The sequence below is a fragment of the Actinoplanes lutulentus genome (assembly GCF_003259845.1).
Classification (GTDB): domain Bacteria; phylum Actinomycetota; class Actinomycetes; order Mycobacteriales; family Micromonosporaceae; genus Actinoplanes; species Actinoplanes lutulentus.
Window position 1 is genome coordinate 78,838 of the sequence record NZ_QLMJ01000025.1, and the last position, 17,629, is coordinate 96,466.

14 protein-coding genes are annotated in these 17,629 nt (G+C 68.9%); 5 read left to right on the plus strand and 9 right to left on the minus strand.

All coding sequences use genetic code 11. The annotated features are described in order from the left end of the window. Positions 1-11 precede the first annotated feature (11 nt). On the plus strand, positions 12-1,019 hold the full coding sequence (locus tag B0I29_RS39450; protein ID WP_111654283.1) for an endonuclease/exonuclease/phosphatase family protein: 1,008 nt from the start codon (positions 12-14) through the stop codon (positions 1,017-1,019). Beyond that, complete coding sequence (locus B0I29_RS39455; protein ID WP_111654284.1) at positions 1,016-1,525, plus strand: GNAT family N-acetyltransferase; 510 nt, start codon at positions 1,016-1,018, stop codon at positions 1,523-1,525. Before B0I29_RS39450 ends, B0I29_RS39455 begins: the two co-directional genes overlap by 4 nt. On the opposite strand, the gene cimA is transcribed toward B0I29_RS39455, so the two are convergent. Beyond that, entirely contained in the window at positions 1,503-3,074 is a 1,572-nt protein-coding gene (gene cimA / locus B0I29_RS39460; protein WP_111654285.1) for a citramalate synthase, read from the minus strand. The genes B0I29_RS39455 and cimA overlap by 23 nt on opposite strands. A 207-nt stretch (positions 3,075-3,281) precedes the next feature. Between cimA and B0I29_RS39465 the strand changes: the two genes are divergently transcribed. Beyond that, positions 3,282-4,025: a tyrosine-protein phosphatase gene (locus tag B0I29_RS39465; RefSeq protein ID WP_111654286.1), complete on the plus strand. Its 744-nt coding sequence runs from the start codon at positions 3,282-3,284 to the stop codon at positions 4,023-4,025. Between the two features lie 50 nt (positions 4,026-4,075). Here the strand turns inward: B0I29_RS39465 and B0I29_RS39470 are convergent, their stop codons facing one another. Together B0I29_RS39470 and B0I29_RS39475 are read right to left on the minus strand one after the other, a co-directional pair. Then, positions 4,076-5,173 carry a branched-chain amino acid aminotransferase gene (locus B0I29_RS39470; protein WP_111654287.1) on the minus strand — a complete coding sequence of 366 codons (1,098 nt, stop codon included), beginning with the start codon at positions 5,171-5,173 and terminating at the stop codon, positions 4,076-4,078. 147 nt (positions 5,174-5,320) lie between these two features. Continuing rightward, positions 5,321-6,346, minus strand: a complete 1,026-nt coding sequence (locus B0I29_RS39475) for a 3-isopropylmalate dehydrogenase (protein ID WP_181558218.1) — start codon at positions 6,344-6,346, stop codon at positions 5,321-5,323. 375 nt (positions 6,347-6,721) lie between these two features. On the opposite strand from B0I29_RS39475, the gene B0I29_RS39480 reads away from it, so the two are divergent. Next, the gene (locus B0I29_RS39480) at positions 6,722-7,060 is read left to right on the plus strand and encodes a hypothetical protein (RefSeq protein ID WP_221402077.1); all 339 of its coding nucleotides are present in this window, start codon (positions 6,722-6,724) and stop codon (positions 7,058-7,060) included. Here B0I29_RS39480 and serA read toward each other — a convergent pair. The 5 genes from serA to B0I29_RS39505 all read right to left on the minus strand — a co-directional run bounded on the left by serA (position 7,057) and on the right by B0I29_RS39505 (position 14,633). Continuing rightward, complete coding sequence (serA, locus tag B0I29_RS39485) at positions 7,057-8,625, minus strand: phosphoglycerate dehydrogenase (RefSeq protein ID WP_111654290.1); 1,569 nt, start codon at positions 8,623-8,625, stop codon at positions 7,057-7,059. The genes B0I29_RS39480 and serA overlap by 4 nt on opposite strands. Positions 8,626-8,757: 132 nt before the next feature. Beyond that, positions 8,758-9,771, minus strand: coding sequence for a ketol-acid reductoisomerase (gene ilvC / locus B0I29_RS39490; RefSeq protein WP_111654291.1), 1,014 nt, complete (start codon positions 9,769-9,771; stop codon positions 8,758-8,760). A 28-nt stretch (positions 9,772-9,799) separates the two neighbouring features. Then, positions 9,800-10,318 carry an acetolactate synthase small subunit gene (gene ilvN / locus B0I29_RS39495; RefSeq protein WP_014447226.1) on the minus strand — a complete coding sequence of 173 codons (519 nt, stop codon included), beginning with the start codon at positions 10,316-10,318 and terminating at the stop codon, positions 9,800-9,802. Further along, positions 10,318-12,147, minus strand: coding sequence for an acetolactate synthase large subunit (locus B0I29_RS39500; protein WP_111654292.1), 1,830 nt, complete (start codon positions 12,145-12,147; stop codon positions 10,318-10,320). The genes ilvN and B0I29_RS39500 overlap by 1 nt, the downstream gene beginning before the upstream one ends. A gap of 140 nt (positions 12,148-12,287) precedes the next feature. Further along, positions 12,288-14,633 (minus strand): putative bifunctional diguanylate cyclase/phosphodiesterase, encoded by a 2,346-nt coding sequence (locus B0I29_RS39505; protein ID WP_375790590.1) that lies wholly within the window; start codon positions 14,631-14,633, stop codon positions 12,288-12,290. Between the two features lie 101 nt (positions 14,634-14,734). Between B0I29_RS39505 and ilvD the strand changes: the two genes are divergently transcribed. Then, on the plus strand, positions 14,735-16,582 hold the full coding sequence (ilvD, locus tag B0I29_RS39510; protein ID WP_111654294.1) for a dihydroxy-acid dehydratase: 1,848 nt from the start codon (positions 14,735-14,737) through the stop codon (positions 16,580-16,582). Positions 16,583-16,651: 69 nt separating this feature from the next. Here ilvD and B0I29_RS39515 read toward each other — a convergent pair whose 3' ends face one another. Next, positions 16,652-17,122: an NUDIX hydrolase gene (locus tag B0I29_RS39515; RefSeq protein WP_111654295.1), complete on the minus strand. Its 471-nt coding sequence runs from the start codon at positions 17,120-17,122 to the stop codon at positions 16,652-16,654. Between the last annotated feature and the right edge of the window lie 507 nt (positions 17,123-17,629).

Genomic DNA, 17,629 nt, shown 5'->3' on the forward strand with positions numbered 1-17,629 from the left:
ACGTCTCGCCCATGACGATCACCGACGCGCCTGCTTCGACGCGGCCGGCCCATCGCCGTGCTGTCACCCGGACCCTGCTGGTCTGGTTGCTCGTGGCGCCGGCCGCGGCCTGGTTCGTCGTCCGGGGCTTCGGGCTCGAACGCGGCCGGTTGATCCAGCTGATCGCGTTCACTCCGTACGTCGCTCTCTGGTCCTTGATTCCGGCCCTGATCGCGCTGATCGCGCGGCGCTGGGCCGCCGCGGCTGTGGCCGTGCTGACCGCTTTCGGTCTCGCCATGGGGGTCCTGCCGCGGACCATCCCCGATCTGGACGCCGGGCCCGGCACCGGTGTCGCGTTGAGCGTGATGACGTCGAACATGCTGTTCGGCGGCGCCGACCCGGCCTCGATCGTGCGCCTGGTCAGGGAAAACGACGTCGCGGTCCTGGCGCTGCAGGAGTTCACCGACGAGGGCCGGGAGGGTCTGCGGGCGGCCGGTCTCGACGAGCTGCTGCCGTACCACTCGTTCGCGGCGGAGGCGGGTGCGAGCGGCTCGGGCCTCTACTCCCGGTACCCGGTCAGCGACCCGGGCTCGCGCCGCAACAACGGCGGCTGGCGGTTCCTGCAGGCGTACGCGACGGTCCAGGCCCCCGGTGCCGCGCCGGTGCTCGTCGAGTCGGCGCACCCGCTCGCCCCGGCCCTGCCGGACACGTTCGCCGGCTGGCGTTCCGACCTGGAGGAGGAGCCGCGTGCCGACAAGGACGGCGTGGCCCGGATCCTGCTCGGTGACTTCAACGCGACGCTGGACCACGGACCGCTGCGTGACCTGATCAAATCCGGTTACCGGGATGCCGCCGCCACGGTCGGCAAGGGCCTGATCGGCACCTGGGGACCGTACGACGGCGATCTCATTCCGCCTGTCACCATCGACCATGTACTGGCCGACGAGCGAATCGGGGTAAGCGATGTCGAGGTGCACGACGTGACCGGATCCGACCACCGGGCGCTGATCGCGGCCCTGACCATCCCGGCGGCGAAATGATCCGGCCGGTCACCATCGAGGACGCCGGCGCGCTGGCCGGGCTGTTGACCGTGAACCGGGCCTACCTGGCCCCGTGGGACCCGATCCGCGACGAGAGCTACTACACCGAGGCCGGCCAACTGAAGATCATCTCGGACACGTTGCGGGCCGGGAACACGTACCCGTATGTGATCGTGGAAGACGGGAAGATCGTCGGCCGGGTGAACCTCAACAATGTGGTTCGCGGGCCGTTCCTGTCCGCGAGCCTCGGTTACTGGGTCGGCGAGAGCACCGCCGGCCGCGGTGTCGCGACCGCGGCGGTCACCGCGGCCGTGAAGAAGGCCTTCACCGAGCACGGCCTGCACCGGGTGGAAGCCGGCACGCTCACCCACAACGTACGGTCGCAGCGGGTTCTCGAACGCAACGGCTTCACCCGGTTCGGCGTGGCTCCTCGCTATCTGAAGATCGCCGGCGAGTGGCAGGACCACATACTGTTCCAGCGGCTCAACGAGCCAGACCGAATGTGAGTGCGTCCACCAGCGCGGTCCAGCTGGCGTCCACGATGTTCTCGTGCACTCCGACCGTGGTCCACTCGCCCCGGTTGTCGCTGGTCTCCAGCAGAACCCGGGTGATCGCGTTGGTGCCGTGGCTGCCTTCCAGGATGCGCACCTTGAAGTCGGTCAGCTCGAACGTCTTCAGCTGCGGGTAGTGGTTGGACAGCGCCACTCGCAGCGCCTCGTCGAGCGCGTTGACCGGGCCGTTGCCCTCGGCCGTCGCGATGATCCGCTCACCCTCGACGCGGAGCTTGACGGTCGCCTCGGAGATCACCTTGCCGTCTTCCCGGTGCTCGACCAGGACCCGGTAGCTCTCCAGCGTGAACGGGCTCGGGATGCCGGCGCCCGGCAGCTCGCTGCGCACCAGCAGCTCGAACGAGGCGTCCGCGGCCTCGAACGACCAGCCGCCGGCCTCCAGTTCCTTGACCTTGTTGGTGACGGCCGTCGTCGTCTCCGGGTGGCCGGCCAGGTCCAGTCCGAGCTCGGCGCTCTTGAGCTCGATGCTGGCCCGGCCGGCCATCTCCGTCACCAGGATCCGCATGTCATTGCCGACAACCGACGGGTCGACGTGGTTGTACAGCAGCGGATCCACCTTGATCGCGCTCGCGTGCAGCCCCGCCTTGTGAGCGAATGCGGCAGCCCCGACGTAGGCCTGGTGGGTGTCGGGGGCGATGTTGGCGATCTCGGCGAGCGCGGTGGAGACCCGCGTCGCCTTCTCGAGGCATCCGTCCGGTAGGACCTTCAGCCCGAGCTTGAGTTGCAGGTTGCTGACCACGGCGAAGAGGTCGGCGTTGCCGGGCCTCTCGCCGTAGCCGTTTGCCGTGCACTGGAAGTGCTTCACGCCGGCCTCGACGGCGGCGACGGTGTTGGCGACCGCACAGGCGGTGTCGTTCTGGCAGTGGATCCCGAGTTGGTCGGCGCTGACGCCGGCCAGCTCCGCCACCTGATTGACGGCTGCGGTGATCATCGACGGGAGCATGCCGCCGTTGGTGTCACACATGACGACCCGCTCGGCGCCGGCCTCGAAGGCCGCCTTGACCACACTGGCGGTATAGGAAGGGTCGTAGCGGAACCCGTCAAAGAAGTGCTCACAGTCCACGAACGCCCGGCGGCCGTTCGCGACCAGGTGCCGCACGGTGTCCCGGACCATGTTCAGATTCTCGTCACCGGTGGTGCGCAGGGCCCGCTCGACGTGCCGGATGTCGGACTTGGCGACCACGCAGACGACCGGCGTCTCGGCGTCCAGCAGCGCCTTGACCTGCTTGTCCTCGGTCACGTCGACGCCCGCCTTGCGGGTCGCGCCGAACGCGACAAGCACCGCGTTCCGCAGCTCCAGCTCGGTCTTGGCCCGCTCGAAGAACTCGGTGTCCTTCGGCATCGCGCCCGGCCAGCCACCCTCGATGAACCCCACGCCGAATTCGTCCAGCAGGCGCGCCACGGCGAGCTTGTCGGCGACCGTGTAGCTGATTCCCTCGCGCTGCCCGCCGTCGCGCAACGTCGTGTCGAACACCTGGTAGTCCATCGGGGAAGTCCTCTCGGGTAGTCACCCACCACAACAAAAAGACCCCCCGCGGATGCGGGAGGTCTGCGCGTCGGCGTCTGACGTCTGTCAGCAGCTGCCGGCGCGCTGGGTGCGAATAATCAGCACAGAGTGGGTCACGAGATGAAGCATGCCACTAACCGGGTTCGTGGGAAGCGTCGTTCCACTTTTCGGGACTAAGTTAAGTCCGTGGTCGCTGAATCGTTCTCACGAAACCTGCCCTTCGCCAAGGCGTACAACTTCCGCGACGTCGGCGGCTACACCGGCCTTGATGGACGGACCGTGCGCTGGCGACGGCTGTTCCGCGCCGACTCCCTGCACCGGCTCAGCGAGCAGGACACCGAGGCGTTTGCCCTGCTCGGCATCAAGACGGTGATCGACCTGCGCCGGCCGTTCGAGATCGAGAAGTTCGGCCGGGTCGCCGAGGAGCACGGCGTCGATTACCGCAACGTGGTCCTGCGTCACGTGGACTGGGAAGGCGTCGAGCACCCCGAGGACGTCCTGCACGAACGCTGGCTGGCCGACCGTTACCTCAACTTCGCCGAGGACGGCCACGAGGGCATCGCCGAGGCGCTGCGGGTGATCGCCAGCGCCGACGCCGCCCCGGTCGTGGTGCACTGCATGGCCGGAAAGGATCGGACCGGCACGGTCTGCGCGCTGGCCCTGTCGCTGGTCGGCGTCGGCGACGAGGAGATCGCCGCCGATTACGCCCTGACCACCGAGGCGATGCGGCCGCTCACCGATTATCTGCTGCGCAGCAGCCCTGAGTCGGTCCTCGGCAACGAGCACATGTTCGACTCACCACCCGAGGCGATGATGATGTTCCTGGAGGATCTGCGAGCGCTGCACGGCTCCGTGGAGAACTTCGCGAAGCAGATCGGCCTGACCGACAACGATCTCACTGCCCTGCGGCAAAACCTTTTAGAGCCCTAAGAGCCTTCTTGGGTACGCGTCAACGCGCTGACGCGTACCCAAGTGGGTCTTTAAAGAACTCTATGCACCCAGCCGAACGGGTCTTCGGCTCGGCCTCGCTGGATGTCGACGAGCTGCTTGCGGATGCCCATCGTGACCTCGCCGGAACCGCCGTCGGCGACGGTGAACTCGCCGTCCTCGCTCTTGATCACGCCGATCGGGGTGATCACCGCGGCGGTGCCGCAGGCGAACGCCTCGCGGACCCGGCCCGAGGCAGCGCCCTCGCGCCACTCGTCCAGGCTGATCGGACGCTCCTCGACGCGGCGGCCGGCGCGTTCCGCCAGCTTGATCACCGAGTCGCGGGTGATACCCGGCAGGATCGTCCCGGTCAGCGGCGGCGTCACCAGGGTGCCGTCGTCGAGGACCAGGAAGACGTTCATCCCACCGAGCTCGTCGATGTACTTACGCTCCACCGCGTCCAGGTAGACCACCTGGTCGCAGCCGTGCTCGGCGGCCTCGGCCTGCGCGGAGAGGCCGGCCGCGTAGTTGCCGCCGCACTTCGCAGCACCGGTGCCGCCCGGAGCCGCCCGGGTGTAGTCCGGCGAGGCCCAGAGCGTCACCGGCTTGACGCCACCGGAGAAGTACGGGCCGACCGGCGACGCGATGACCAGGTACAGGTATTCGGTCGCCGGGCGCACACCGAGGAAGACCTCGCTCGCGTACGCGAAGGGGCGCAGGTAGAGGCTGCCCTCTTCGCCCTGCGGAATCCAGTTCCGATCGATCGAGATGATCTCGTGCAGCGACTGGAGGAACGTCTCCACCGGCAGCTGCGGCATCGCCATCCGCTGAGCGGACTGGTTGAACCGGTTGGCGTTCGCGTCGGGGCGGAACATCGCGACGCCACCGTCCGGAAGCGTGTACGCCTTCAGCCCTTCGAAGATCTCCTGGGCGTAGTGCAGAACAGCGCTCGCGGGGTCCATCGGAATCGGGGCGCGGGCCTCGATCCGGGGCTCGTACCAACCTTTGCCATCGGCGTACCGGATGGTCGCCATGTGGTCGGTGAAGATGCGGCCGAAACCGGGGTTGGCCAGCAGGGCGGCGCGGTCAGCGTCGCTTACGGGTGCCGGGTTCGGACGGATCTCGAATTCGAGGTTGTCACCACCGCTCATGACAAGGAGACCTGCTTTCTGCAGAAAAGATCAGGGCATGCGAGGGCACCCGTAGTGCCGCGCATGAAATCTACCCCGAACGGTCGTTAGTTCAATGACCGCACGGGTGAGGAAGCCCTTGCGGGCTGGGTGAGAAACCGGGCCGGATCAGACGGCCGCGGCCACCAGGTCGCCGACTTCGGCGGTACGCAGCGACGCGCCCGGGGTCCGGGACGCGACATGAGCCGCGACCGCCTCGGTTACTCGGCGGGCCTCGTCGAGGCGGCCGAGGTGCTCCAGCAGCAGGGCCGCGGAGAGGATCGCGGCAGCCGGGTCGGCGATGCCCTTGCCGGCGATGTCCGGCGCGGAGCCGTGGACCGGCTCGAAGGTCGACGGGTACTTGCGCTCCGGGTTGACGGAGCCGCTGGCCGCCATGCCGATGCCACCGGTGACGGCAGCGGCGATGTCGGTGAGGATGTCACCGAAGAGGTTGTCGGTCACCACGACATCGAAGCGCTGCGGGTTGCTCACCATGAACATGCTGGCGGCGTCGATGTGCTGGTACTCCGTGGTGACCTCGGGGAACTCGGCGGCCACGGCGGCGAACGCGCGCGACCACAGGTTGCCGGCGTGGGTCAGCACGTTGGTCTTGTGCACGAGCGTGACGTGGCGGCGGTCCCGGCGCTGCGCGCGGTTGAAGGCGTCCCGGATGACGCGCTCCACGCCATAACGCGTGTTGAGGCTCTCCTCGGTCGCGATCTCGGCGGGGGTGTCCTTGTGCAGGACGCCGCCCGCGCCGACGTAGAGGCCCTCGGTGCCCTCGCGGACCACGACCATGTCGATCTCGCCGGGCTTGACGCCGGCCAGCGGGCTGGAGGTGCCCGGCCACAGCTTGGAGGGGCGGAGGTTCACGTACTGGTCGAAGTCGAAGCGCAGCTTCAGCAGCAGGCCGCGCTCGAGGATGCCCGGCGGGACGCTCGGGTCGCCGATGGCGCCCAGCAGGATGGCGTCGTGGCCGGCCAGCTCGTCCTGAATCGCGCTCGGCAGAACCTCGCCGGTGCGGTTGTAGAGGCGGGCGCCGAGGTCGTACTCGTTGTACTCAACGCCGGGGAGGACCGCGTCGATGACCTTGCGAGCCTGCGCGGTGACCTCGGTCCCGATGCCGTCACCGGCGACCACTGCGATCCGCGACACGCTCACGTCAAACTCCCCAACTGTCGACCTACCAGGGACACCGTAGCCCGGTGTCCCGAAACACGGTACGCCAGTCCCACAAAGTGAAAAGCCAACCAGGGGGGAAGCGAACAACCCCTGGGCCGCGGCAAACGGCACAGGGGTTGTTGCGACGAGTACACGTGGTTCGGTCCCGCCAGATTCACACACACGACCCTGCGACGGATCACATCACCCGAAGACGGATCCACCCGAGTCGTGCGGCAAGGACAACGCTAGCGATGCGGACCAAAGACATGCAAGACGCGCCCCCGCGTGTCGGCCCACGGTTTCCGCGTACCAGCCCTTCGGTGGTGGCACCATGCGCCGGTGAGTTTCGACCTAGTGGTGTGGGCCATGGCCCCGTCGTCGGCGCCGGAAGCCGTACGCGACGCGAATGCCCGATGCGCCCGCGGCGACCACCCGCAGCGACCCGCCGATCCCCGTGTCGTCGCCTTCTACGACGCGCTGACCAGCACCTATCCGGACAGGGGGCCACGGGCGACGGCGCCCGGATCACCCTGGGCCAGTGCTCCGCTGCACGCCGCCGCGGACCACATCCAGATGCGGCTCGACGAGGGCTGCCCGGATGTGGTCCTGGAGACGATCGAGCGGCTGGCCGCCGAACTCAACCTGGATCTGCTCGACCTCCAGGACGGCACGGTGTACCCACCGCCGCTGCGAGCGGCGAGCTAGAGGTCGGCCAGGGCGGTCCGCGACGAGCCGATCTCGGCGGCCACCTCGGCCACCACGTCCGGCTCCACCAGCGAGTCCAGTCGCAGGGCCATCAGGGCCTCGCCACCGGCCGCTCTGCGGGCCACCTGCATCGCCGCGATGTTCACACCGGCCCGGCCCAGCGTGGTCCCGATCCTGCCGACCACGCCGGGCCGGTCCTGGTACCGGAAGAACAACAGCGCGCCTTCCGGCGCCAGGTCCAGCTCGAACCCGTCCACCTCGACCAGCTTCGCCGTCTCGGCGTACGTCCCGGCCACCGAGACGACGCCGCCGTCCGGCATCGCGCCGCGGACCGTGATCAGCGTGGTCTCCTCGCCCTCGGCGGTCGACAGCTCCAGCTCGACGCCTCGGTCGGCGGCGACGTGCGGCGCGTTCACGTACGTCACCCGTTCGGCGGTCACCGGTGCGAACAGGCCCTTCATGGTGGCCAGTTCGAGGACCGAGACGTCGTGGGCGACCACGGCGCCGCGTACCTCGACGGTCATCCGGGAGGCCACCCCACCGGCCACGGCGGTGAAGACCCGGCCGAGGCGTTCGGCGAGCGGCAGCAGAGGGCGTACGTCCTCGTCGACCGCACCGCCGGCCCGCACGTTCACCGCGTCCGGGACGAACTCGCCGTGCAGCGCCAGCCGGACGCTCTGCGCCACCGCGAGGCCGGCCTTGTCCTGCGCCTCCACGGTCGAGGCGCCCAGGTGCGGCGTGGCCACCACGTTGTCGAAGGCGAACAGCGGCGACGAGGTGAGCGGCTCGTTCTCGAAGACGTCCAGCCCGGCGCCGGCCACCCGGCCGTCGGCGAGCGCCTCGGCCAGGGCCTTCTCGTCGACCAGGCCGCCACGGGCCGCGTTGACGATGCGAACCCCCGGTTTGACCACGGCGAGTTCCTTCTCCCCGATCAAACCCAAGGTCTCAGGGGTACGCGGAAGGTGCACCGAGATGAAGTCACTTTCCCGGATCAACTCGTCCAGGCTGGTGAGGTGCACACCGAGCTGAGCCGCACGGGCGGGCTGGACGTACGGGTCGTACGCGATGAGGCGTACCCCAAAAGCGGCCATGCGCTGCGCGAAGAGGACGCCGATGCGACCGAGACCGACCACTCCCACGGTCTTGCCATGCACTTCGACGCCGGTGAAGGCGGAGCGCCGCCAGGCGCCTGCCTTGAGGGTCGCGCTCGCCGTCGCGGTGTGCCGCGCGACCGACAGCAGCAGCGCCACCGCCTGCTCGGCGGCCGAGACGATGTTGCTGGTCGGCGCGTTGACGACCAGCACTCCACGAGCCGTGGCGGCCGGGACGTCGACGTTGTCGAGACCGACGCCGGCCCGGGCCACGACGCGCAGCCGGGTCGCGGCGGCGAGCGCCTCCGCGTCGATCCGGGTCGCACTGCGAACGATCACCGCGTCGGCCTCGGCCAGCGCTCTCAGTAGCGCCGGCCGGTCCGTTCCATCCGCTCGCCGGACCTCGAAGTCCACGGCGAGCAGGTCAAGTGCGGGCTGTGCCAGTTCCTCGGTTACCAGGACTACAGAAGTCATGGTTCCTCCATCCAGGCATCGTCGCCATTGACGATGCCGAATGGTACGGAGGGGCGCTACGGCCGGTTCAGTTCACTCACGGGAAACGCCCGGCCGGGAATCCGGCCGGGCGCTTCCTGAAACTCTTCAGAATCAGGCGGTCTCGGTGATCGGGCGGTCCACCCAGCTCATCATCCCGCGCAGCTTCGCACCGGTGATCTCGATCGGGTGCGCAGCGCCCTGCTCGCGGTACTTCGCCAGCTCCGGGCCACCGGCCTCGTCGTCGGCGATCAGGCGGCGGGTGAACTCGCCGGACTGGATGTCGGCGAGGATGGCCTGCATCTCCTTCTTGGTCTCCGCGTTGATCACGCGGGGGCCGGAGACGTAGTCACCGAACTCGGCGGTGTCCGAGACGCTGTACCGCATCCGGGAGATGCCGCCCTCGTACATCAGGTCGACGATCAGCTTGAGCTCGTGCAGGCACTCGAAGTACGCGATCTCCGGGGCGTAACCGGCCTCGGTGAGCACCTCGAAACCGGTCTGCACCAGCGCCGCCGTGCCACCGCAGAGGACCGCCTGCTCGCCGAAGAGGTCGGTCTCGGTCTCTTCCTTGAAGGTCGTCTTGATGACGCCGGCGCGCGAGCCACCGATCGCCTTCGCGTACGACAGAGCGAGCGCGAGGCCCTCGCCGGTCGGGTCCTGCTCGACGGCGACCAGGGCGGGCACGCCCTTGCCGTCGACGTACTGGCGGCGGACCAGGTGGCCCGGGCCCTTCGGGGCGACCATGGCGACGGTGACGTTCGCCGGCGGCTCGATCAGGCCGAAGCGGATGTTGAGGCCGTGGCCGAAGAAGAGCGCCTTGCCCGCGGTCAGGTTCGGGGCGATCGACTCGGTGTAGATCTTGCGCTGCGCGGTGTCCGGCGCCAGCACCATGATCACGTCGGCCCAGGCGGAGGCCTCGGCCGGGGTCTTCACGGTGAGGCCCTGCTCCTCGGCCTTCGGGCGGCTCTTCGAGCCCTCCTTCAGACCGACCACCACGTCGACGCCCGAATCACGCAGCGACAGCGAGTGCGCGTGACCCTGGCTGCCGTAACCGATCACGGCGACCTTCTTGCCCTGAATGATCGACAGGTCGGCGTCGGCGTCGTAGAAAACTTCCGCGGTCATGAACTTCCTTCTTCTCTGTGTCTAGAACTTAGGCGGCGCGGAGCGCGGGGCCGGTGGTGATGGAGCGGGATCCGCGGCCGATGGCCACGAGGCCCGACTGCACCATCTCCTTGATGCCGTACGGCTCGAGGTCGCGCAGTAACGCATCCAGTTTGTCGGGATTACCGGTGGCCTCGATCGTCAGGGTGTCCGGAGCGACGTCGATCACTCGCGCCCGGAACAGCTCGACGGTCTCGAGCACCTGGCTGCGCTGCGCCCGATCGGCACGCACCTTGACCAGCAGGAGCTCACGCTGGACCGACTGAGAGGGGTCCAGCTCCACGATCTTCAGGACGTTCACCAGCTTGTTGAGCTGCTTCGTGACCTGTTCCAGCGGCGAGGAGTCCGCGTTGACGACGATCGTGATGCGGCTGACGTCCGGGTTCTCCGTCTCGCCGACCGCAAGGGAGTCGATGTTGAAGCTGCGGCGGGAGAACAGGCCACTCACGCGGGCGAGCACACCCGGCTTGTTCTCGACCAGCACGCTCAGCGTGTGCTTGTTGGTCATCACAGGTCGTCCTCTTCGAACGTCGGGCGCACGTCCCGGGCGAACATGATCTCGTCATTGCTCGTGCCGGCCGCGACCATCGGCCACACCATGGCGTCCTCGCCGACCGTGAAGTCGATGACCACCGGCGCGTCGTTGATCTCCATGGCCTGCTTGATGATCTTGTCGACGTCGTCTTTCGACTCACAGCGCAGGCCGACGCAGCCGAGCGCCTCGGCCAGCTTCACGAAGTCCGGGATCCGGTGCTTGTGGGTGCCCAGCACGGTGTTGGAGTAACGGCCCTCGTAGAACAGGGTCTGCCACTGCCGGACCATGCCCAGGTTGCCGTTGTTGATCACGGCGACCTTGATCGGGATGCCTTCCAGGGCGCAGGTCGCCAGCTCCTGGTTGGTCATCTGGAAGCAGCCGTCGCCGTCGATCGCCCACACCGCGGTGCCGGGCTGGGCCACTTTCGCGCCCATGGCGGCCGGGACGGCGTAACCCATCGTGCCGGCGCCGCCCGAGTTGAGCCAGGTGCCCGGCTTCTCGTACTTGATGAACTGGGAGGCCCACATCTGGTGCTGGCCGACGCCCGCCACGTAGATCGCGTCCGGGCCGACGAGCTCGCCGATCCGCTCGATCACGTACTGCGGGGCGAGGCTGCCGTCGGTCGGCTCGTCGTACCCGAGCGGGTAACGCTCGCGGATCTCGTTGAGCGTCTTCCACCAGGCCGCGTACTGCTCGGTGCCGCCCGCGCCGGCCGAGACCGCCGCGATCAGCTCGTCGATGACGTGCCGGGCGTCGCCGACGATCGGGACGTCCGCGTGCCGGTTCTTGCCGATCTCCGCCGGGTCGATGTCGGCGTGGACCACCTTGGCGTCCGGCGCGAACGAGTCCAGCTGACCGGTCACCCGGTCGTCGAACCGGGCGCCGAGGGTGACCAGCAGGTCGGAGCGCTGCAACGCGTAGACCGCCGGAACTGTGCCGTGCATGCCGGGCATGCCCAGGTGCTGCGGGTGCGAGTCGGGGAACGCGCCGAGGCCCATCAGCGTGGTGACCACCGGGATGCCGGTCAGCTCGGCGAGCTTGCGCAGCCCGTCGGTGGCGCCGGCCTTGTGCACACCGCCGCCGACGTACAGAACCGGGCGCTTGGCCGCGGCGATCAGCCGGGCCGCCTCGCGGATCTGCTTGCCGTGCGGGTGCAGCGTCGGGCGGTAACCCGGCAGGTCCAGCGTCGGCGGCCAGCTGAACGTGGTCTGCGCCTGCTGCACGTCCTTGGGGATGTCGACCAGGACCGGGCCGGGCCGGCCGGTGGACGCCAGGTGGAACGCCTCGGCCAGGATCCGGGGCAACTCCTCCGGGGTCTGGACCAGGAAGTTGTGCTTGGTGATCGGCAGCGTGATGCCCTGGATGTCCGCCTCCTGGAAGGCGTCCGTGCCGATGTACGGCCGGCTCACCTGCCCGGTGATCGCAACGATCGGCACCGAGTCCATGTACGCGTCGGCGATCGCCGTGACCAGGTTCGTCGCGCCGGGGCCGCTGGTCGCGATGCAGACGCCGACCTTGCCGGTGGCCTGCGCGTAACCGGTGGCCGCGTGACCCGCGCCCTGCTCGTGGCGGACCAGGATGTGCCGGACCTTGGAGTCGAACAGCGGGTCGTACGCCGGAAGGATCGTCCCGCCCGGAATGCCGAACACGACCTCGACCCCGAGCGCCTCGAGCGACCGGACGAGCGCGCCTGCGCCGGTGGTGGATACCGGGGCGATGACGGCGGGGGCGGTGTTCGCGGCCGCCGCCACAGTGGCCGGGGTGGCTCGATGGGCCAGTGATTCGGGAGTGGGTCTCGTCATGGCAATTCAGGCCTTTACAAGTCGGCGTCCGGAAACTCGAGCAACAAAAAAGGCCCTCGTGCCAATGCACGGGACCTAGCGCACCCTCCTGTTGCGGAGAGTGCGCTCAGATAAGTACTCGGGACGCGAAGCACATGCGGCTAACCTTGCCCGATCTCACGGCCTGAGTCAACAGATCCCACATTTTGATCAGTCCGGAACGCCGGGTCACTCGGCAACAGTGCTCTGACCTGCCGCATCCCTGGTCCGAGGCGTACCACCTGACTGCGCGCTTGTGCGTCACTCGGCGGAGTGGAACGTGGCGCCGGAAGCGGCCGGCGGCCCACCGGAACGAGGGTTCGCAGCCGGGATTCGAAGTGTTCGGCCGGCACTCCCCAGCCGAACAGCGAGCCCTGGCCGAGCCGGCAGCCGGCTTCCTCGACCACCTCGCGCTGGGCCGTGGTGCCGATCCCCTCGGCCAGCACCTCGAGGCCGAGCCGGTGCCCGAGCCGGACCACCACGTCGACCAGGGGCGCCGCCGTCCCGGTACGCGACTCCGGCTCCGCCACCAGCGCATGGTCGATCTTGAGGATGTCCACCGGCAGGGTCCGCAGCTGGGTCAGCGACGAATAACCGGCGCCGAAGTCGTCGAGCGCGATCCGCACCCCGGTCTCGCGCAGCTCGGCGAGCCGGCGGACCAGCTCCTCCATGTCGGTGGCGACCGCGTGCTCGGTCACCTCCAGGACCAGCCGCTGCGGCGGCACGCTGTGCTCGGCCAGCACGTCGGCGACCTGTGCCGCGTAATCGGCGTTGTGCAGCTCTTTCGGTGACAGGTTCACCGAGACCCAGACGTCGTGCCCCTTCGCCAGCCACTCGGCGAGTTGCACGACGGCCTGCTCCAGCACCCAGGCGCCGATCCGGTTGATCAGGCCGGACTCCTCGGCGACCGGGATGAACTCGTCCGGGCGTACCGCCCCGAGCTCCGGGTGGGTCCAGCGGAGCAGCGCCTCGGCGCCGACCGGCCGCATCGACGGCAGGGCCACCACCGGCTGGAAGACCAGGCGCAGCTGGTCGCGGTCGATGGCGTGCCGCAACTCACCCTGCAGGGTGCCGCGGCGGCGCAGCAGCTCGTCGTATCCGGCCTGGTAGCGCTCGACACGGTTCTTGCCGCGCTGTTTCGCGTACCGCAGGGCCAGGTCGGCGTCGCGCAGCAGCTCGCCGGTGTCGGCCACGCCGAGGCTGGCGGAGAGGAAGATCGAGCCGCCGTCGACCTCGTACGGCTCGCCGAGCACCGCGAGCAGCCGATGTGCCGCGAGCATCGCCTCGTCGGCGTCGCCGTGCATCAGCACCGCGAACTCGTCGCCGCCGAGCCGGGCCGCCACGTCGCCGTCCAGCAGGTTGCGCCGCAGCCGGGCGGCGACCTCGGTGAGCACGCTGTCGCCGACGTCGTGGCCGCGCATGTCGTTGACCGTCTTGAAGCCGTCGAGGTCGATGCCGATCAGGACGGCGTTCTCGGCCGAGGCGCGCAGCGCCCGTTGCAGGCCGCGCCGGTTGGCGAGCCCGGTCAGCGGGTCGGTGTGCGCCAGCTCGCGGAAGTGCGCCTCCCGCTGGCGCAGCTGGGTGGTGTACCTCCGCACGTCGTCCAGCGCGAGATATTGCCGGGCCACCAGGGCCAGGCCCTCGATGCTGATGCCGAAGTAGCCGTAGGCGTCCATCACCCCGCCGACCGCCAGGTGATGACCGAGCGCTCCGATCATGGCGACCATCGGGACCACGACGTATCCCCCGCCGCGCTCCAGCACGTCGCCGCTCACCTCGACCGGCCGGTCGGCGGCGCGGACCGCGAGGGCCACCATGATCAGCCCGGCGGTGAGCAACAGCACGCTGGAGAGCGCGAACCCGTTGTCCTGGCGGCATATGCCGGTGGAGAGAAGCGCGGCCGCGACCGAGACGACGCTCACTCCGATGGCGACCCGGACCGTGTTTCTCCGGGGCCGGTGCGCGTGCAGGGCGAGCACGGCGGTCAGGCCGAGCGAGAGCGCCACCAGCACGGCGGGCAGCAGTATCGCGGCGCACTCGGCGGGAGTGGCGTCACCGAGGATCCGGGTCGGCTCGGCGACCAGCACCCAGCCGACGAACCAGATCGCGGCGGAGATCACCAGGCCGTCGAGCACGTGCCGCAGCGCGGCGGCCGGGCCGCGGGTGGCGCCGGGCAGCGCCACCGCCCCGGCCAGCAGGGTGAGTGTGCCGATGCCCATCCCGATGGCGACCATGGTGGCCAGCGTCTGGGTGTGCGCGGAATCATGCTGATGGCCCATCAGCACCGTGCTGGCCAGCCCGGCGAGGGCAGCCGCGGTGGTGAGCGCGCCACCGGCCGCGAGCAGAAGGTGCGCACGCCGCGCCGCGCCCGTGTGCCGGCGTCCGGACTGCCTGAGATAGGCGACCGCCGGCACCGCGGCGAGCAAGCCGGCCAGACCCGCCAGCTCCATACCGGACGGTGAGTGCACGCACACACTCTGCCCGATCTTCGTCGATCCGACCAGTCCTGGCGTCCCGCGCTGTGGACGTCCTTGGCGATTTCCTGAGAAGCCGGTGGCAGTATGGAGTCATGCCTGAGCTGCGCTCCCGGACTTCGACCCATGGTCGCACCATGGCCGGCGCGCGCGCCCTGTGGCGCGCCACCGGCATGACTGACGACGATTTCGGCAAGCCGATCGTCGCGATCGCCAACAGTTTCACCCAGTTCGTACCGGGGCACGTGCACCTGAAGGACATGGGCGGCCTCGTTGCCGACTCGATTGCCGCGGCCGGCGGTGTCGGCCGCGAGTTCAACACGATCGCGGTCGACGACGGCATCGCGATGGGCCACGCCGGCATGCTCTATTCGCTGCCGAGCCGCGAGCTGATCGCCGACGCCGTGGAGTTCATGGTGAACGCGCACTGCGCCGACGCCCTGGTCTGCATCTCGAACTGCGACAAGATCACCCCCGGCATGCTGATCGCCGCGCTGCGGCTCAACATCCCCACGGTCTTCGTCTCCGGCGGCCCGATGGAAGCCGGCAAGACGGTCGCCATCGAGGGCATCGTGCACGAGAAACTCGACCTGGTCGACGCGATGAGCGCCGCCGCGAACGACAACGTCACCGACGCCCAGCTGGACACGATCGAGCGGTCGGCCTGCCCGACCTGCGGTTCCTGTTCCGGCATGTTCACGGCGAACTCGATGAACTGCCTCACCGAGGCGATCGGCCTGTCGCTGCCCGGCAACGGCTCGACGCTGGCGACGCACGCCTCCCGCAAGGCCCTCTTCGAGGAGGCCGGCCGGCTGATCGTCGAGATCGCCAAGGATTACTACGAGAAGGACGACGAGTCGGTCCTGCCGCGCTCGATCGCCAACCGCGACGCCTTCGAGAACGCGGTGGCCCTCGACGTGGCGATGGGCGGCTCGACAAACACGATCCTGCACCTGCTGGCCGCGGCCCGCGAGGCCGAGCTCGACTTCAGCGTCTCCGACATCGACGCCATCTCCCGCCGGGTGCCCTGCCTGTCGAAAGTCGCGCCGAACAGCCCGAAGTACCACATGGAGGACGTTCACCGGGCCGGCGGCATCCCCGCCCTGCTGGGTGAGCTCAACCGTGGCGGCTCGCTGAAGACGAACGTCCGCTCCGTGCACTCGCCGTCCCTGGACGCCTGGCTCGACAAGTGGGACATCCGCGGCGGGTCACCCTCGGCCGAGGCACTCGAACTGTTCCACGCCGCCCCCGGCGGCGTCCGGACCGTCGAACCGTTCAGCACCCGCAATCGCTGGGCAAAACTGGACACCGACAGCGAGGGCGGCTGCATCCGGTCGGTCGAGCACGCGTACACGGTCGACGGCGGCCTGGCGATCCTCTTCGGCAACCTCGCCCCCGACGGCTGCGTCGTGAAAACCGCCGGCGTCGACGAGTCGATCTGGAAATTCACCGGCCCGGCCCGGGTCTACGAATCCCAGGACGACGCGGTCACCGGCATCCTCGGCAAAGAGGTCGTCGAGGGCGACATCGTGATCATCCGTTACGAAGGCCCCCGCGGCGGCCCCGGCATGCAGGAAATGCTCTACCCCACGAGCTTCCTCAAAGGCCGCGGCCTCGGCAAAGCCTGCGCACTGATCACCGACGGCCGCTTCTCCGGCGGCACGTCCGGCCTCTCCATCGGCCACGTCTCCCCCGAGGCGGCGTCCGGTGGCCTGATCGCCCTGGTCGAAACCGGCGACGAGATCATCATCGACATCCCCGGCCGCAGCATCACGCTCAACGTCCACGACGACGTCCTCGCCCAGCGCCGCCACGAGGAAGAACGCCGCGCCAAGCCCTACACCCCGGCCACCCGCGTGCGCCCGGTCTCGGCCGCGCTGCGCGCTTACGCCTCGATGGCCACCAGCGCCAGCGACGGCGCCTACCGCCGCGTCCCCGAATAACTCATTCCAGGCGGTCCCGGTCACGCTTACTTCTTCTTGGGTACGCGTGACCGGGCCCCATAAACACGGTCAAGCAACAAAGAACGGCGGGGCGGAATCGTCCCGAGCCATCGCCAGATATCGCGTCTGCCGTTCGTTCAGCACCGGCACCGCCCCCGGCTCGAACCACGCCACCTGGAGCGACTCGTCGTCGTTCACACGAGCGTCCCCACCAACGGCTATACAGGCAAAAACGGTCTCGAACCAATAGACCTGGTCCCCGTTGCCAATCGTGTGCAGGGGCAACGCCTCGACCGCGACGATCCGCTCCACGACGATGTCGACAGCGGTCTCCTCGAAAACCTCCCGCGCGGCCCCAGCGGCCGGCTGCTCCCCCGGCTCCAGCACACCAGCAAGCAACGACCACCGCCGATCATCGCTGCGCTGATTCAGCAACAGCCGTCCGTCGGAGTCAAAAACGACAGCGGTGACACTGGGCAGAGGCAACGGAGCGTGCCCGATGTGCTTGCGCAGTTCCAGGATGAATTCCGGCGTAGCCACAAACCAACCCTAGGCCACCCAAACCCCCACCGCCCGAACTCCCCACCCCACGCCAGCCCAGCCCACACAGCACCCCACCGTGTGCCCCCGCCCACCCACGCCCAGCGCCCACCGTGCGCCCCCACCCACCCACAGAGATCTAGTGACTTTTCGGTCGGGATAGCGGCGCAAACTCACAAGAACACTGCCTCCGCGGTGCCCTACCAGCCCCCGCGAAGCGACCTAGTGAGGTTGCGGTCGGCATGACGGCACAAGCTCACAAGATCTGTGGCCGCCCGAGCGCCGGCAACAAACGAACGCTACGAAGATCGCCGCCGGCCGGACGGGCACAAGTGTCGACTTGAGCTTCGACTCACACCCGAACTCGACACCCGCGCCCGAAACCGGCCACCCGTGTCGGCTGCAGGCTCCAACCACGTCCCGCCTCGACACACCACCGCGAAAGTGAGCGCCAGCCGGGCCGGCTGGCGCTCCCGGCAGGTGCTCGGCGCTGCCACCGCCACCAAC

What these genes read in the sequence shown, in the direction of transcription:
- B0I29_RS39470 (WP_111654287.1), bottom strand. Translation starts at nt 5,173, where the DNA reads ATGAGCGGTGGTGACAACCTCGAATTCGAGATCCGTCCGAACCCGGCA.
- B0I29_RS39455 (WP_111654284.1), top strand. Translation starts at nt 1,016, where the DNA reads ATGATCCGGCCGGTCACCATCGAGGACGCCGGCGCGCTGGCCGGGCTG.
- cimA (WP_111654285.1), bottom strand. Translation starts at nt 3,074, where the DNA reads ATGGACTACCAGGTGTTCGACACGACGTTGCGCGACGGCGGGCAGCGC.
- ilvC (WP_111654291.1), bottom strand. Translation starts at nt 9,771, where the DNA reads ATGACCGCGGAAGTTTTCTACGACGCCGACGCCGACCTGTCGATCATT.
- B0I29_RS39450 (WP_111654283.1), top strand. Translation starts at nt 12, where the DNA reads ATGACGATCACCGACGCGCCTGCTTCGACGCGGCCGGCCCATCGCCGT.
- ilvN (WP_014447226.1), bottom strand. Translation starts at nt 10,318, where the DNA reads ATGACCAACAAGCACACGCTGAGCGTGCTGGTCGAGAACAAGCCGGGT.
- B0I29_RS39480 (WP_221402077.1), top strand. Translation starts at nt 6,722, where the DNA reads ATGGCCCCGTCGTCGGCGCCGGAAGCCGTACGCGACGCGAATGCCCGA.
- ilvD (WP_111654294.1), top strand. Translation starts at nt 14,735, where the DNA reads ATGCCTGAGCTGCGCTCCCGGACTTCGACCCATGGTCGCACCATGGCC.
- serA (WP_111654290.1), bottom strand. Translation starts at nt 8,625, where the DNA reads ATGACTTCTGTAGTCCTGGTAACCGAGGAACTGGCACAGCCCGCACTT.
- B0I29_RS39500 (WP_111654292.1), bottom strand. Translation starts at nt 12,147, where the DNA reads ATGACGAGACCCACTCCCGAATCACTGGCCCATCGAGCCACCCCGGCC.